Origin of the sequence: Bacillus paralicheniformis, from assembly GCF_001042485.2 — a bacterium.
Lineage (GTDB): Bacteria > Bacillota > Bacilli > Bacillales > Bacillaceae > Bacillus > Bacillus paralicheniformis.
Genome location: NZ_LBMN02000004.1, coordinates 200509 through 216658, shown reverse-complemented (window position 1 = coordinate 216658; position 16150 = coordinate 200509). Strand labels below are relative to the sequence as shown.

Sequence of the window (16150 nt, the reverse complement as noted above, 5' to 3'; positions counted from 1 at the left end):
TGTGACACCCTTTCTATATATGCTTTCTTTGTAGACTTTGAGCAAATTCAACGTCTTTCTTTGAGTCTAGCAAGGTAAAAATCGAAATAATGGTGAAACAAAGGACCATTGCTCCCATGATGAGATAAGTTTGGCGAAATCCGATGCTGTCGTATAAGCCTCCCGCAAGCGGCGAAAAAATCGACGTGCCTACCTGGGATGCGAATTGAAAGCCGACAAGATAAAGTACGGATGAAAGACGATTATCAAAATTAGTCGCCAAATATTTAAACACCGCAATCAGCATAATCGGCAATTCTACAGCATGAATGAGTTTCATCGATGAAATTCCGACCGGTCCGCTGACAAGTCCGGAGCCGATAATGCGGAAAGCCATTAACAGCCCCGCTAAAATCAAACTTTTTTTAGGACCAAGCTTATTGACGATGAAAGGCGCAAGAAACATCATGCCCGCTTCAATGAATACTTGGAATGAGTTAAGGTATCCAAATATTTGGTTCCCCAGAGCCGGAGTCGGAAATAAGGAAGCGTAGTAAAGCGGGAACTGCTGGTCATAGACGCCGTATACGCAAGTTACGCCGATCACGTACAACATCAAAAACCAGAAATCTTTTAAGAGAAAAAGCCCTCCCACGTCTTTTAATCCGACCGAGTCTGCCCTTTCCTTTTCATAATCTGTCATCTCAATTTTTACGGAAACAATAATGGCTACCAATATGACTGCTGAAACGGAAGCAACCCAGAAGTTGATATTCGGGTCGATATTGAACAGCTGACCTGCAAAAAATGTCGCCGCAGCCCAGCCGAGGGATCCCCACATCCTTGTTCTTCCATATTCAAAGTGATATTTGCGGCTGACCTTTTCAATAAAGGTTTCAATCGCGCCGATTCCGGCGAGAAAAGCAGTTCCCAAATAAATTCCGCCGACGATAGCCCCGAGAAAGACATTGTATTGCAAAAGCGGTCCGTAGACGAAAATATAAAAGGGACCCGTAAATACGAGAAGCAAACTGATCATAAATAATATGTTTTTCTTCAGACCGAGCTTATCAGAGATAAAACCGTACAAAGGCTGCATGCACAAAGTAAAGATAGCGTTTACAGAAAAGATAATGCCTGTCGCGGACCCGTTCAAATTGATTTCTTGCCCTAACCAAATCGCAAATAAAGAATAGCTGGAAGACCAAGTAAAAAAGAAAAAGAAAAAATAAGCGCTTAGTTTCCAATACAGACTGTTTGAGCTTTTCATTTTCATTTGCTCCTTTAACCCGATTTGGATGTATCTATTTGATGCCTGTCCCTGAACCGCCGAGGCCATCTAAAATGTAGCGTTGGGCTACAATGTAGATGAGAATCAGCGGAATCGTGGAAATCGTCAAGACAGCCATTACCTGGTTCGTATAAACCGGCTCGGTGCTGTTGATGGCTGTAATCGCCACCTGGATCGGAAATTTCGACTTATCCGTCAAAACCATCAGCGGCCAAATATAGTCATTCCAGCTGCCGATAAAAGCCAATGTCCCCACAGTAGCAACAGCCGGTTTCGACATCGGCAGCATCACCCGCCAGAAAATCTGCCATGTGTTGGCTCCGTCAAGCTTGGCCGACTCAATCATCTCCCCCGGGATCGCCATGAAAAAGTTTCGGAACAAATAAATATTGAAAGCCCCGGCAAGCGCCGGCAAAATCACGGCAAGGCGCGTATCAACAAGTCCGAGCTTATGAACAATTGTAAACTGCGAGATTAAAATCGTTTCCATCGGCACGATTAAAAGCGCCAGCAATATGGTAAACAGCACTTTTTTACCTGTGAATTGCAGCTTGGCGAATGCGAAGCCCGCCATTCCGTTGATAATGACAGCTCCCGCTGCCACACACAAACCGTAAAACAGACTGTTACCGATATACATTAGTAAATCAAACCGTGACAGCACTTCCCTGTAGGATTGAAACCATTCCGACGGATGAAAAGACGGGAGAAACGCTTGAATGCTGCTGATATTGTTGTAAATATCGGCTTCCGGTTTCATCGATGAAGCGACCATCCATATCAGCGGAAATATAAACAGAACCGCCAGCAAAACAAGGCATATATATTCCAGTATCGTTAAAGGCCCGAATTTCCTTCTCATCCGCCTTCATCCTCCTTCACCAGCTTGCGCTGCGCAAGCGTCACCAATCCAATTATCGTGCCAAACAAGAGCGCAATTGAACTTGCATAGCCGACCATCCGATCGGTAAATCCCGTTTGATAAATATAATAGACAACTGTCATCGTTGAATTGACCGGTCCCCCCTGGGTCATGACCATTGGCTGCACGAGGAGCTTAAACGCACTGATCAGCGTTGTAATAAAGATAAAAATCGACGTCGGTTTCAACAAAGGCAATGTAATATAAATAAACCGCTGCCATTTATTCATACCATCCAATTGCGCCGCCTCGTAGACATCTCCGGGAATGTTTTGCAGGCCCGCTAAAAAAATCAGCATCTGAAATCCCGCTCCCTGCCAGACTGAAACGAAAACAATTGTAAAGATCGCCTGATCAGGACTTGTCAAAAACGGCTGTGGCGGTAAACCGACATGCGTCAGTACGTTATTGATCATTCCTTCATTCGGATTCAGCAAGTACAGCCACAAAACGGAGATGACAACAAGCGACATGACGACGGGGCTAAAGTATGCGACTTTGAAAAACGTATTGGCCTTGCGCTTTTTATTCAACAGAAGGGCCAGCCCGAGAGCGGCCCCGATCTGCAACGGAATCACAAGGACAACAAATTTCAATGTGTTGCTCAAACTTTTCAAGAAAATAGGGTCTTTGAACAATTTGATAAAGTTGTCAAAACCGACAAACTTGCGCAGGTCAGGTGTTAACAAATAATAATCTGTAAATGCGTAGTAAACCGCCATAATCGAAGGAATCACGAGAAACACTGACAAAATCAGCAAGGACGGACCTAAAAATGTATAGGCCAGCACATTGTCCCGCCACCCTATTTTATTGGCAGGGGTTTTTTTCAGCAGAAAGGCCGTCCTTGCTTCTTTCAACGGAATTTTATTCATGGCTCCACCTTCTAGTTTGCCTTATCAATGGCTGATTGCATTTCTTTTGCACGCGTATCCAGCACCGATTGAATATCCTGATGCTGATCAAAGAAGCTGATGTCATCGATCGCTTGCTGAAATGCGCGTGTCACCTGTGGATATGCCGGTGTCACCGGTCGTGCATGCCCCGTTTCTTTCAGCTGCTGCAAGAAGACATTCATTTCATCTGAGAATTCCTTTGCCATCACTTTCTCTGATGAATAGCGCACAGGCAGCGCGGCGATCGAACGGCTCAATTCCAGGTTGGATTCCTTGTTTGTCATCCAATCGACCAATTTTGCCGACCATTCCTTGTTTTCAGACGTCTGTGTCATGGCAAACTGCCAGCTTCCTGAAGGGGACACAAGCTTTTTTGTTTTTGGCGAAACAGGATACGGCATCACACCATAATCGACATTAGGGAAATTTGTTTCCATGTCGGTTACCGTCCAGACACCGCTCATTTTCATCGGATATTTTTCCGTTTCAAACGCCTGCTTAACCGGAGTCCGGGTCGTGTAACCCTCCTTCAGCATTGTTTGAATAAATGTCATCGCTGCAGCGGTCGGTTTGTCGTTAAAAACACCCTCCGACTTCTTGCCGTCTTTTGAAAGGACATCACCGCCAGCCGACCAAACAAATGGCAAAAGCGCATAAGTCAGCATTTCGTCTTTTGACTGCAACTGCATATCGATGGCCGGTTTGTCATATTTATTTTTCAGCTTTTTGCAAAGCTCAAGAAATTCGTCCCACGTCCATGGATTCTCAACCGTTGGCAGCGTTTTCAAGTCAACGCCGGCGTCCTTCAGCATTTTTTTGTTATAGTAAATACCGACCGACGATTCACTGACGCCGATCGCATACAGTTTCCCCCCGTAGGTTCCCTGTTGCTTAATGCTCGGCAATAAATCATCCTGGTCTTTGATATACTCATCCAATGGCGCAATTACGCCTGATTTCGCATAAGCCGCCGTATTCGGTCCGTCCAAAGTGATCACATCCGGCAGGGTGTTCGTTGTCAGCGCCGCGTTCACTTTGTCTTCATATCCGCCACCGTTTCCGCTTCTGGGAATGAAATCAACTTTGGCCTTGACATTTTCAGAGGCATACTTTTTATTAAAAGCGTCCACCCGCTTTTGATAGACCTTTCCTTCTTCACTATCATCAGATACGTGCACCCACATCGTAAGCGTTTTCCCATCTTGGCTATTTGCACTTTTGCTATTGCTGCAGCCCCACATCGCAAACATCAGTAACAATGAAAAAATTCCGAAGAGCCACCTTTTCATCTTTGTCACTTCCCCCCATTTTTCATAAATCAACAGATAAAAGCGCTTTCAAATGAATTGTATGTCAACCGGTTTCACATGTCAACCGGTTGACATATTTTTTCCCTAATTATTCATCCCGGTACATTTCTCAGAATCATGGCATTTTCTTGCACATATCAGTCCGATTCTCTAAAATAAGTGCGTGACGAGAATTGTAAGCCATTTCAGTAAACTAGCAGGGGGAAAAGGGAATGAAGCCTAGCATTCACGACGTTGCAAAAAAAGCGGGAGTTTCACCAACAACCGTATCGCGGGTATTAAATAACCGCGGCTATATTAGTGAAAAAACAAAAGAAAAAGTCTATAAAGCGATGGAAGAAATCAATTACTTTCCAAACGATTTGGCCCGCTCTTTATTTCGTAAACGAACTCATTTAATAGGGCTCATCATCCCTAACTCCAGCAACCCGTTTTTCGGCGAACTGGCCTTTCATATTGAGAGCATCTGCGCTGCCATGGGCTACAAACTGCTGCTTTGCAACAGCTTGAACCGCAAAGACAAAGAAGAAAAATACTTGGAAATGCTGATGCGAAATCAAGTGGACGGCGTCATCGCCGTGACCTACAACAGGGGAATCTTAAACTATCATCGGCAAAACCTGCCGATTGTCGCCATCGATCATTACTTATCGGAAACGATTCCCGTCATCGGCTCCAATAACTATGACGGAGGAAGAAAAGCGACAGAACTGTTAATTGCAAAAGGCTGCCGGCACATCATCCATCTCAACGGACCAATTGAGCTGAAAACACCGGCAAATCTTAGACGAAAAGCATATGAAGATGTGATGCGACAACACGGAAGACAGCCGATTACATATGAGGTTCCCTTTCATCAAAATTACCGGGAAATCATCTCAAAACTGTTTGATGAACAGCCTGCGGCTGACGGCATTTTTGCCAGCGATGACCTCATGGCCGCTACAGTCATCACCGAAGCAAAAAAACGCGGAAAAGACATTCCCGGGCTATTAAAGGTGATCGGCTACGACGGAACGGAAGCCGTTCAGTCCATCCTCCCGGAATTGACAACCATCCAGCAGCCGATTGAACTCATTTCCAAGACGGCCATCGAGATTTTGTCCAAAGCCATTGAAGGCGAATTCGATGATTTACCGCTGGAAACCTATTTGCCCGTACAGCTTTTAGAAGGAGAGACGACTTAAATGAATCGCACAAAAAAAGGAGACATTGACGTCTCCTTTTTCCATACATATCCTGATCTATCCAATTGTTAAAAATATAAAATTTACATTACTAACCTAAAATTTAACTTATTTTTCTAGACAAACGCATCTCCACATGATAAATTTAAAGACAAGTTTTCAAAAAATTCTAATTTTGGTACGGGGGTGCCTTTCATTGAGCGTAAGCCACTTTTTTCCTGAAACTCTAGTTGCTATTGTAAAAGACATGTTAACCAAAACCGATGGTTCAACAACCAAAGCGATTGAAACGCTGATCGGTGGCAAAGCCGAAATCGAAGTTTTTCAGCAAAATAATATTGATTATGACAAGCTGTCACCTGAAGAAGCGAGGCTGTTTCAACGCGATGATGACATCTTGTTTAGAACTTCCTCTTTGAAAACAGGCGATGATTATTTATCTTATAATTATGTCTATGTTAAAACAAACTTACTGCCGCCCGCCATCAAACAAGATTTGCAGGCAGAAAGGCTTCCCATCGGGAAAATCATTGCAGAACTGGAGTCAAGGCGTGAAATTTTCAGTACGGGCGACTGCCTGGGAAAACATTTCACACAACTTGTACCTGTTTCAGCAGACCGGACATATGCTTTTAAAAAATATCAGATTATCAGCGGCCGGCAGTGCATGTTCTATGTCTGCGAGCTATTCGATTTAGAAAAAATCTGCGAACGGACTGCGGGCTGAATCATGCCCGTCAGCTGCCACTTCATGAAAAGGCTTCCATAACCTCCCCATTCCTTCTTCCCTCAAAACAAAAACCCCTGCGAAACAGGGGCTGTTATTTATTGATACACCGTTTTCGGCACGGCAACGACCGGATTTCCGGCAGCATAAGGAGCGACATCGTATTGCTGGAAGACGATCGCAATGCCGTCTTTTGTGTAATAAAAAGCCGTGTTTTTACCAAGGACGATGTCTTTCTTCTTCACATCCGGGAAGAAAATGTCGCTGTGTTTTTGAATATAGTCGTAAATGTATGTTTTTGTCTTATCCATTTTCGATTTTGTATTTAAGATATCTGATAAATACACCCGCTTTTTAGAGGCAAGGTCATAGTTGAAAGAGCGGACTGCCGTATTTCCGTGCGCTCCGCCGGAGTAGACGTAATTACTTGTCAGAATGCTTAGCTTTTGGCCGGTCCGGTATTTCACTTCAAAGGACGTTTGATAATCTGTTTGGTATCCGTGCTGTTGGCCGTCTTTCTTGTTTTTTACATAATCTTTGTAGGACTGCTCAATATAACGTTTAAAATCTTTGTTGATCCTATTTTGGAGAGATTTGCTGCTTACATTTGCAACCTGCGGGTATTTCAAAGCCTTAATGTTTTTGTAAGTATGGCTCGTGACCGTCGGCTTTTTTTCATTTGCCGCGTGTGCAGAAGGAAGTGCGGCCGCACCGTACAGCGCAAAAAACAATACCCCTGTCATCAGCATACCTAACGCTTTAAACACTGTTTTTTTGTTCATAAGAACCCTCCTTAATCTGTCATTGTTTATCATACCCATTTTGAAATCGGGTACACATGATAGACCGGTGAACTCGCGAGAAAGTTTCTATTTTCGGAGATAAAAATTGAAAAATATTCTAATTCACCCTGTTCGTTCAGCACCTTGTTGACCATTTGAACGACTGTCTTGACAAAAAATTCACACGCTGATTCGATACGCCCTCCGGTTTAACCGCAGAAGAAGAAAATGAAAAACCAAATAGTTTTTTTAAACCCATTGACATTTTTATAAAAAGTATTAATATTAAAACTATTAAAAAATTGCATAAAAAGGTTTTCCTTATCAAGAGTGGTGGAGGGACTGGCCCTGTGAAACCCGGCAACCGCTGTCTATGACAGAATGGTGCTAAATCCTTAAGAGCATGTACGTGCTCTTGAAGATAAGGAGGAGATTGAATATATCAAGCTCTTCCTTATCGGGAAGAGCTTTTTTATGTCTATAAAGAAAGAGGGATGAAGCATGACACAATCAACCGATGTACTGAAGCAAACGCCTGGGAAAAAAATCGGACCGTACAGAGCTGATCAGGTGGGGAGTCTTTTAAGGTCTGCGCCCGTAAAAAAAGCGCGTATTCAAAAAGCGAACGGTGAAATTAGCGCTGAACAACTGCGCGAAGTCGAAAACGAAGAGATCAAGCGCATTGTCGAAAAGCAAAAAGAAATTGGCCTTAAAGCCGTTACTGACGGGGAATTCCGCAGGTCATGGTGGCATTTCGATTTTCTTGAAGGGCTTGACGGCGTAGAAGGATATACAGCGGATAAGGGCATTCAATTTCATAATGTTGAAACGAAGCCGCGCGGAATCAAAGTAACAAGCAAAGTCGATTTTACAAACCATCCGATGCTGGAAGATTATAAATTTCTTCATGATATTGCGGGCACACATACGCCGAAAATGACGATTCCGAGCCCGAATATGCTGTTTTTCAGAGGAAAACTTGGAGAAAGCCCGTACGAGGATCTGGATGAGTTCCATCACGATGTCGCGCAGGCTTACAAAAAAGCGATCCGCGCATTTTACGATGCCGGCTGCCGCTATTTGCAACTGGATGACACGGCCTGGTCGGTATTTTTCTCAGACAAAGGACATGAGCAGATCAAAGCCTTCGGCCGCCAGCCTGATGAACTGCGCCAGTCCTTCGCCAACACGATTAATGAAGCAGTTGAAGGACGCCCGGACGATTTGACGGTCACCATGCACATCTGCCGCGGCAACTTCCAGTCAACATGGGTGGCGGAAGGCGGCTACGATGCGGCTGCAGAAACGATTTTCGACGGACTCAATTTAGACGGACTTTTCCTTGAATTTGATGACGAGCGCTCCGGCGGCTTCGAACCGCTTCGCTATGTCAAACGGAAAGACTTGCAGATCGTCCTCGGTCTGATCACGTCCAAATTCGGAGAGCTTGAAAACCCGGATGATATTAAGCGGCGCATCGACGAAGCAGCTCGCTTCGTCGACCTGAACCAATTGTGCCTAAGCCCGCAGTGCGGCTTTGCCTCCACAGAAGAAGGCAACCTCCTGACGGAAGAGCAGCAATGGGAAAAACTGCGCCATGTCGTCGAGATCGCAGAAGACGTATGGAAATAACACCTCATATTTGAGACATGCCTCCTGACGGCATGTCTCTTTTTTTTGCCCCTCTATACAATTTAAAATTCCTTCTTGATTTGTTCATAGTTTGATCATATTTGGCTTCTATAATGCTCTTTAGTGAGGTGATCGAACAATGATTAAGAAAAGGAAAATCGATATATTCCTGGTCTTCATTCTTGTATTATCTGCAGCTTTAAACTTGTACGGCATCTGGAATAGTGACACAGACAACGCCTACTATACGGCGGCCGTTGAAAGTATGACCCAAAGTTTTCATAACTTTTTTTACGCATCATTTGATCCAGCAGGCTTTGTAACAGTTGATAAACCGCCGGTTGCACTCTGGATTCAGACACTTTTTGCACTTGTGTTCGGCGTGCACGGCTGGAGCGTCGTTCTTCCTGAAGCGATTGCCGAAGTGATTTCCGTAGCACTGTTGTACTTTATTGTAAAACCTACTTTTGGCAAAACGGCGGCCAGAATTTCAGCTCTTATTATGGCGTGTACGCCGATTGCCGTTGCGGTCAGCCATACAAACAACGTCGACAGCATTCTCACCCTTTGTTTGATGATTGCAACCTGGATGTTGTTTAAAGCAGTCCGGAAAGGAAAAATCGGCTGGCTGCTCGGCGCATTCTGTATGGTCGGCGTCGGCTTTAACGTCAAAATGCTGCAAGCATACATGGTATTACCGGCATTCCTGCTGTTTTACATGATTGCAGCAAAAACGACGATTCGCAAAAAAATTGTGTCTCTTATCACAGCCTTGATCGTTCTGGCAGGCGTTTCCGTTTCCTGGGCGGTAGTCGTCGATAGTCAGCCGGAGAGTTCGCGCCCTTATATTGGAAGCAGCCAGACCAACTCTGTCCTTGAGCTGGCGTTTGGCTACAACGGCATCCAGCGTCTCACAGGCCAAAACGGTGCTGGCGGGGGCGGAACCCCCTCATCTGATCAAAATCAAAAGAACCAGCAGCAGGAAATGCCGCAGCAGCAAAGCGGCGATACCGAAAACAACTCAGACTCGACAAATGGACAAATGGCTCCGCCGAGCGGGGGCGAGATGCCTTCAGGCGGACCGGACGGCCAGCAGGGTGATGTTCAAAGCGGCGGCGGAGGTCCCGGCGGCGGCACGAGCGGCATGTTTGGCACAGGAAACCCTGGCCCTCTCAGACTATTCCAATCCGAGCTTTCCGGACAGGCAAGCTGGCTCATCCCGTTTGTACTCTTCGGCATCATCGGTTTGCTGATCACGGGCCTTCGCGGTCAACGCAAATTCAATGAAATAACGACTGAAACGATTTTCTGGATGATGTGGCTTCTGCCAGTCGCTGCATTCTTCAGCGTCGCAGGATTCTTCCACCATTACTATCTGATCATGCTGGCAGCACCGATTGCCGCTTTATCAGGTGCAGGCTGGACAGCGCTCGTTCGCCTCTATCAGGAGGAAAGCGGCTGGAAAAAACAGCTTCTGCCGATCGGAATTTTGCTGACAACCGCATTTGAATTGTATATTTTGAGTCCTTATCTCAGCGAAATCGGCATCGTCTGGAGCATATTGATCGGCGCTTTTGGCATTGTCACAAGCTGCCTTCTCATCTTTTTCAAAAAAGGAAAGTCATTCAGCTACTATGTATCACTTGCAGCGCTGCTCGGCATGCTGATCGGACCTTTCTATTGGACAACAGCAACGCTCGCTGACGGTGTAAACGGCATGATTCCGCAGGCCGGACCTAAATCCGCACAATCATTTGGCGGCGGTGGCGGAGGGAAGATGCAGAATAACAACGGCAGCGGACCTCCCGGATTCGGCAGCCAAGACGGTCAAACAGACAGTGATCAAAACAACAATAACGGACCTGGCTTCGGTCCTGGTTCAAACAGCAATGATTCTTCAACTGATACCGGTTCCGGCCAAAACAGCCAAAATCAGAACGGCGAAGGCGCAAGCGGCCGTCAACAAGGCGGACCAAGCGGCGGCAGCCCTGGAAGCGGCGAATCAGTCGATGAAGAACTGTTGAGCTACCTTGAAAAGAACAACACGGGTGAAAAATATTTATTTGCGGTCTCCAGCGCAACGTCTGCTCAATCTTACATCATCAAAACAGGTAAAGCTGTCATGGCGATGGGCGGATTCTCTGGAAGCGACCCGATTTTGACGGTTGAAAAACTTGAGAAGCTCGTCAAAAACGGCGAAGTCAAGTACTTCATGATCAGCGACGGTCGAGGCCAAGACAACTCAGAATTCACTAACTGGATTAAAGAAAACGGAAAAGAAATTTCAAAAAACGAATACAGCAGCTCTTCTTCAGATAACGATTCCCAGTCAGGCGGACCTGGCGGAAATCAGACGCTTTATAAAGTGGAGCTTGATTGATGAAAGGAAAGGTGATGAATATGCAGAGACAAGTCACATTTTCAATCGTAGTCCCTGTCTACAACGAAGCGGAAGTGCTTCAAAGCACCTATGACCGATTAAAAACCGTCATGGACTCGACAGGCGACCCTTATGAACTGATTTTTGTAAACGACGGTTCAAGCGATGACAGCATTCACATGCTGAAGTCGCTTGCTCAGTCAGACCCGGCAGTAAAATGCATCAATTTCTCAAGAAATTTCGGTCATCAGATCGCCATTACGGCCGGTACCGACTATGCTGCCGGCGAAGCGATCGTGGTGATCGATGCCGATTTGCAGGATCCTCCCGAATTGATTTTGGAAATGGCGGAAAAGTGGCGCCAAGGCTTTGACGTTGTATACGCCGTCCGCACAAAGCGGGAAGGAGAAACATTTTTCAAAAAGCAAACGGCCGCCATGTTCTACCGTATTTTAAGAAAACTCACAGACGTTGATATCCCGGTGGATACGGGAGACTTCCGGCTCATGGACCGGAAGGTGGTCAATGAAATGAACAAGCTGAAAGAAAAAAATCCGTTCGTCCGCGGCCTTGTCAGCTGGCTCGGGTTCAAGCAGACCGCCGTCTATTACGAGCGCCACGAACGGCTTGCAGGGGAAACGAAGTACCCGCTCAAAAAAATGCTGAAGCTCTCGCTCGACGGCATCACTTCATTTTCCTTTCAGCCGCTGAAACTGGCAAGCTACTCAGGAATCGCGCTGTCAGCGGTCGGTTTTATATATGCCTTCATCGTCGTCTGCATGAAGCTGTTTACGACAAGCACCATTACCGGGTGGTCTTCGATGATCATTCTGCAATGCTTGTTCAGCGGCTTTATCCTGATCATCCTCGGAGCGATCGGCGAATACATCGGCCGCATTTATGACGAAGTGAAAGACAGGCCGCTATATATCATTGACGGCAAATACGGATTTGAAGAACAGCGGCGGGCGGCAGCTCCGCAGCGCCATATCATGTAGAAGATAAGAGATCCAAAAGGAGGGATTCCGATGAGCATACTTGTTGTCGGGGGAGCCGGTTATATCGGTTCCCACGCCGTTTACACGTTAATTGAGAAAAAAGAAAAAGTCGTCGTTGTGGATTCCCTGGCAACGGGACACGCAGAAGCCGTTCACCCCGAAGCTGCGTTTTATGAAGGGAATATTCGCGACCGGCATTTTCTCAAGCAAGTATTTGAAAATGAGGACATTGAAGCCGTCATGCATTTCGCAGCATCACCTATTCCATTACAGTCGAATCGCGTTTTTTCTTCTTTCAACGAAAACATGACAGGCATGGAAACACTGCTTGACGTGATGAAAGAATACGATGTCGGCCGGATCGTTTTTGCATCAAGCGTTGCGGTCTACGGCTGTCCGCAGAACCTCCCTGTCACAGAAGAAACCGAACCAGAACCCGTTCACCCGCACGGGAAGGTCAAATGGATGATGGAGAAAATGCTGATGGAAGCGGAAAAAGCGTACGGTCTGAAATATGTGATCCTCCGCTCCTTCAATGCGTGCGGCGCCCACCCATCTGTCATCATCGGCGAAGACCGGGGAAGTGAAACACATCTCATTTCCAATGTTCTGCGAACCGCTCTCGGACACCTTCCTTTTGTTCACATAGATCAACCTGAAGAAGCAACTGGCTTCCGCGATTATGTTCACGTGCAGGATTTGGCAGAAGCACACGTGCTCGCCATCAGCCATTTGCGGAAAGGCAGGGATAGCCGAATCTACAATCTCAGCTATGGCGAAAGCTACTCCGCTGAACAAATCATTCTTGCCGCCCAATATGTCACAGGCATTCCTCTTATCGCCGCAAAGCTGACAGAAACGGACATCGACTCACAAGCAACATTTGCCGCTTCTTCCTCCAGAGCCAAAAAAGAATTAGGCTGGACTCCAAAGCACAACAGCCTGATCGCAATCATCCGCGACGCCTGGAACTGGCACTCTGCGAATCCGAATGGATATGCGGCGGAGAAGGTGAAGCAAGGGTGAAAAATGAACTGCACCTCCTATCGTTAGATAGTGTCTAACTATGGAGGTGCGGTTTTTTCTAATGATAAATGGATACTGTAAATCTAATCGACTACCCAATCATCCTAATAATCTATCAAGTAAGCAGTCGGGTGTTTTTTGTCCTGCAGATCAATCAGCATATCAATATATCCCGAGCCATACCAGATGAAATCATATGAAAATTGGATGGCCACATAATTTTTATTAAAAAATTGTGAATGCGTCATCGTCTTTTTCGCAGTGGGTGATCACCAGCAAGCATATTATGAAAATGCCTAAGTATATAAACCATCTTTTTTTCATTGAGTGTTTCTATCGTTTATGTTCCTTTTTATTTGAGTTCCAAAAAAGACAGAAGGCTTATCCCACTTTTGTGGCCTACCTTTGTCAAATAAGAAAAGGACTGAATAAAAACTCTTCAGTCCCTCTATGATTCGATTCCTAAATCAACTAAATAAGCCGTTGGCTGTTGTTTGTTTTTTTGTAAATCAATTAGTACATTAACAGAACCTGCTGTCCCAATTGGCTTCCCATGATAGGAAATATACAAAACTACATAATCTTTATTAAAATAATGAATATTAGCTATCCTTGCATCGCCCGCGTTAAAATCCATCTCTTTCGCAATTTGTTTGAAGTCAATCTTAAACTGAGCTTCATATTTTTCATTTCCTTTTAGATAATTATCCACTGTTTGTATCTGTTGAATACCATCAGCCATTACATTTGTTTCTTTTTCTTTTGCTCCGTTAATATAAACATATTTACCGTCTTTGCTTAGAATATCAGTGTCTTTGATTTTCCTAACTTTGTTCGTCTTTTTTTCGAATATATATTTGTCGAATAACTTAAGATATGATCCATCTTCTGTAACTTTTGGAAATACTGATAGATAATTATTTAACTTTCCAGACTCAAGTGTTGCATGTAATTTATCTTCTTTCACAATCAGATGTTGCGAAAGATCTTGTTTTAAAAATAAGTAATATGTTCTTGGAGTCTCTTCACCTGTATGATCGGATACTCCTATAAGCATATTTTCTTTATCAACCGCGTAAAGGCTGAGATAAACTTCTTTAGCACTTGATGGTATCGGTAATTTTATTTTCTTCTCACCAAATGTTGTTTTTACTTTTATAACATTTTTATTGACTATCTTCATCTCAGGAAGACCTTGCCCTATTTTATCATGGACTGTTTCTCCCTCATCTATTAATGAATCTTTCTGCTTTAAGTCAGACAACTTGGCTGAGACATTTTCTTTGGTAGAAAAAATAGGTTTATAACTATTCTTAAGCTGTTTATCCGTATATGTATAATAACGAATTCCATTTTTTTGACTACTCATCATAGTATAAATTGAATCTTGAACTCTCAAAGTAATATCATCAGGAAATCCAAATTCATTTCTCATAAATTCTTTAAATGCCGGGCTGTCTTCTTTCGGCAAGCCTTTTTCATAGTTGACTGCCTGAATATCATCTTTGCCGCAGCCGGTGATCATCAGCAAGAGTATTATTACGCTAAAGCTTATAAACCTTTTTTTTGTCATTGAACTGCTCCTATTCTGCTTCTTTTTTGTTAACTTCTCGAATCAAGTCAACAAATTCAGAGTCTTCAACTTCATAAATATGTCCAGGTTTGGTGACACCGGAACCTTTTACTTCAATTTCTGGTTTTTCATCAATGAGATCGCCTAATATGTCCCCATGTTGACTTTCAACTGAAACGATATCATCACTGTTTATTTTATGTTTTCCACTTGCAGTATAGTAAGGGGAAAAACTCACAGTATCCTCTGTTCTGTATCCCGCCGCAGCGGTAATGTCCATTTTTTGAAGCTTTTGATACACCTCAGGATTGGCAGATTTCAAATGATTAATGTCTTCAGTCATAGCTTCACTGTCCATATCAGTATAGGCATTACTGTAGTCTTTTCCATTATCATTGTTTTTGTTTTCTTTATTAAAATCTAAATAATCACTCGTATTCATAGTATCTCTTCCAGCAGCATTGTCTGCGAGCCAGCGTGCTCTATTAGCCCCGGTAGCTAAGAGATTTTTATCATATGGCGTTCCGATTGTTGTGATGCTTCGCACATGGTCAGGGTAATCCATCGCAAATTGCAGTGATCTTCTTCCACCATAGCTGTGGCCGAACATATCGATCTTTATCTCCTCATTCATCAACCCCATCTCATTTAACTTTTCTGCTAAATCGTCACTTGTTGCTTGCCGATGCTCATTTGGTTCATTTGTGTCATAAACAATATGGAGACGACCGTCTGTGTTGAATCCATCAATCCTAAACAACTTTTTATATTCATCTACTGTTTTTCTATTACCACGCTTGTCAATATAAGTATATTCATAATCATATTTATCACCCTTTTTTTTGATACGAACGATCACATCACCTTTCTGCGCTCCTTTTTCTACACTATTGTTAAATCCATTCCCACTATCCTCAATCCCATGCACATAAACCGAAACATTCTTATAATCCGAAAAATCGCCTTTCACATGGTTAACTGAATTATACAAGATTGAGATATCTGTCAAAGCTTCGCGCATTGGGGCGCGGTGGGTGCGGGCGACATTGCTGAAATCTTGTTCCACCTGATCAAGGCCATTTTTTAGATTCTCGTATTGGCTAATTAAAAGAACGACGTCACTCGTAATATTGTTGCGTTTCTGTATGTCTTCCGGTGAGGGGTCTTCCATAGACTCAAACTTGCGTCTGGCATTCTCCTGACAATCTTTTAAATCCTTTATCCAATCGTTGATTTCCGATTTGATATCCGCCACATTAAAATTCATGACGTTTTTTGATACAAAGTTCGGAAGTTCTTTATTTTCTATCGAAACCCATATTTTATTAAAAGCTTCAAGCAAACGGCTGGATTGAGCATGCTGCAGCATTCGATTTGCTCTTCTTTCATGGCTTTTGATCATGTTTGTGATTTCTGGCTCTCTATTATAATATGCCATAACTCTAGT

At 44.1% G+C, this 16150-nt stretch carries 13 protein-coding genes and 1 riboswitch; of the genes, 6 read left to right on the top strand and 7 right to left on the bottom strand.

What is annotated here, in order from left to right:
- Positions 1-13: 13 nt before the first annotated feature.
- The 4 genes from ACH97_RS03380 to ACH97_RS03365 are packed head-to-tail and all read right to left on the bottom strand — an operon-like array spanning position 14 to position 4377.
- The gene (locus ACH97_RS03380; RefSeq protein ID WP_026580335.1) at positions 14-1249 is read right to left on the bottom strand and encodes an MFS transporter; all 1236 of its coding nucleotides are present in this window, start codon (positions 1247-1249) and stop codon (positions 14-16) included.
- Positions 1250-1283: 34 nt separating this feature from the next.
- On the bottom strand, positions 1284-2132 hold the full coding sequence (locus ACH97_RS03375; protein WP_035338023.1) for a carbohydrate ABC transporter permease: 849 nt from the start codon (positions 2130-2132) through the stop codon (positions 1284-1286).
- Positions 2129-3067 (bottom strand): carbohydrate ABC transporter permease, encoded by a 939-nt coding sequence (locus tag ACH97_RS03370; RefSeq protein WP_035338025.1) that lies wholly within the window; start codon positions 3065-3067, stop codon positions 2129-2131. The genes ACH97_RS03375 and ACH97_RS03370 overlap by 4 nt, the downstream gene beginning before the upstream one ends.
- An 11-nt stretch (positions 3068-3078) precedes the next feature.
- Positions 3079-4377: an ABC transporter substrate-binding protein gene (locus tag ACH97_RS03365; RefSeq protein ID WP_048350096.1), complete on the bottom strand. Its 1299-nt coding sequence runs from the start codon at positions 4375-4377 to the stop codon at positions 3079-3081.
- A 233-nt stretch (positions 4378-4610) separates the two neighbouring features.
- On the opposite strand from ACH97_RS03365, the gene ACH97_RS03360 reads away from it, so the two are divergent.
- Both ACH97_RS03360 and ACH97_RS03355 read left to right on the top strand, forming a co-directional pair.
- Positions 4611-5585, top strand: coding sequence for a LacI family DNA-binding transcriptional regulator (locus tag ACH97_RS03360; protein ID WP_023856920.1), 975 nt, complete (start codon positions 4611-4613; stop codon positions 5583-5585).
- 196 nt (positions 5586-5781) lie between these two features.
- Positions 5782-6312, top strand: a complete 531-nt coding sequence (locus ACH97_RS03355) for a chorismate--pyruvate lyase family protein (protein WP_023856919.1) — start codon at positions 5782-5784, stop codon at positions 6310-6312.
- 98 nt (positions 6313-6410) lie between these two features.
- Here ACH97_RS03355 and ACH97_RS03350 read toward each other — a convergent pair whose 3' ends face one another.
- On the bottom strand, positions 6411-7094 hold the full coding sequence (locus tag ACH97_RS03350) for a DUF3298 and DUF4163 domain-containing protein (protein WP_023856918.1): 684 nt from the start codon (positions 7092-7094) through the stop codon (positions 6411-6413).
- A gap of 318 nt (positions 7095-7412) precedes the next feature.
- Positions 7413-7522, top strand: a riboswitch (SAM riboswitch).
- Between the two features lie 73 nt (positions 7523-7595).
- Here ACH97_RS03350 and ACH97_RS03345 point away from each other — a divergent pair.
- The 4 genes from ACH97_RS03345 (at position 7596) to galE (ending at position 13130) form a co-directional block, all read left to right on the top strand.
- On the top strand, positions 7596-8726 hold the full coding sequence (locus ACH97_RS03345; protein ID WP_023856917.1) for a 5-methyltetrahydropteroyltriglutamate--homocysteine S-methyltransferase: 1131 nt from the start codon (positions 7596-7598) through the stop codon (positions 8724-8726).
- Positions 8727-8865: 139 nt separating this feature from the next.
- Positions 8866-11106: a glycosyltransferase family 39 protein gene (locus ACH97_RS03340; RefSeq protein WP_020453485.1), complete on the top strand. Its 2241-nt coding sequence runs from the start codon at positions 8866-8868 to the stop codon at positions 11104-11106.
- Positions 11106-12104 (top strand): glycosyltransferase family 2 protein, encoded by a 999-nt coding sequence (locus ACH97_RS03335; protein ID WP_020453486.1) that lies wholly within the window; start codon positions 11106-11108, stop codon positions 12102-12104. Before ACH97_RS03340 ends, ACH97_RS03335 begins: the two co-directional genes overlap by 1 nt.
- Before the next feature lie 30 nt (positions 12105-12134).
- Positions 12135-13130: a UDP-glucose 4-epimerase GalE gene (gene galE, locus ACH97_RS03330; protein ID WP_020453487.1), complete on the top strand. Its 996-nt coding sequence runs from the start codon at positions 12135-12137 to the stop codon at positions 13128-13130.
- A 448-nt stretch (positions 13131-13578) separates the two neighbouring features.
- On the opposite strand, the gene ACH97_RS03325 is transcribed toward galE, so the two are convergent.
- A complete protein-coding gene (locus ACH97_RS03325; protein WP_020453488.1) occupies positions 13579-14703 on the bottom strand; it encodes a hypothetical protein in 1125 nt (374 codons plus the stop codon).
- Positions 14704-14713: 10 nt separating this feature from the next.
- A complete protein-coding gene (locus ACH97_RS03320) occupies positions 14714-16141 on the bottom strand; it encodes an alpha/beta fold hydrolase (protein WP_020453489.1) in 1428 nt (475 codons plus the stop codon).
- Positions 16142-16150: the final 9 nt, after the last annotated feature.

Excerpts from the sequence above, each read along its gene's own strand:
- ACH97_RS03375 (WP_035338023.1), bottom strand. The coding sequence starts at position 2,132 with ATGAGAAGGAAATTCGGGCCTTTAACGATACTGGAATATATATGCCTT.
- ACH97_RS03350 (WP_023856918.1), bottom strand. The coding sequence starts at position 7,094 with ATGAACAAAAAAACAGTGTTTAAAGCGTTAGGTATGCTGATGACAGGG.
- ACH97_RS03345 (WP_023856917.1), top strand. The coding sequence starts at position 7,596 with ATGACACAATCAACCGATGTACTGAAGCAAACGCCTGGGAAAAAAATC.
- ACH97_RS03380 (WP_026580335.1), bottom strand. The coding sequence starts at position 1,249 with ATGAAAAGCTCAAACAGTCTGTATTGGAAACTAAGCGCTTATTTTTTC.
- ACH97_RS03365 (WP_048350096.1), bottom strand. The coding sequence starts at position 4,377 with ATGAAAAGGTGGCTCTTCGGAATTTTTTCATTGTTACTGATGTTTGCG.
- ACH97_RS03340 (WP_020453485.1), top strand. The coding sequence starts at position 8,866 with ATGATTAAGAAAAGGAAAATCGATATATTCCTGGTCTTCATTCTTGTA.
- galE (WP_020453487.1), top strand. The coding sequence starts at position 12,135 with ATGAGCATACTTGTTGTCGGGGGAGCCGGTTATATCGGTTCCCACGCC.
- ACH97_RS03320 (WP_020453489.1), bottom strand. The coding sequence starts at position 16,141 with ATGGCATATTATAATAGAGAGCCAGAAATCACAAACATGATCAAAAGC.
- ACH97_RS03370 (WP_035338025.1), bottom strand. The coding sequence starts at position 3,067 with ATGAATAAAATTCCGTTGAAAGAAGCAAGGACGGCCTTTCTGCTGAAA.
- ACH97_RS03325 (WP_020453488.1), bottom strand. The coding sequence starts at position 14,703 with ATGACAAAAAAAAGGTTTATAAGCTTTAGCGTAATAATACTCTTGCTG.
- ACH97_RS03360 (WP_023856920.1), top strand. The coding sequence starts at position 4,611 with ATGAAGCCTAGCATTCACGACGTTGCAAAAAAAGCGGGAGTTTCACCA.
- ACH97_RS03335 (WP_020453486.1), top strand. The coding sequence starts at position 11,106 with ATGAAAGGAAAGGTGATGAATATGCAGAGACAAGTCACATTTTCAATC.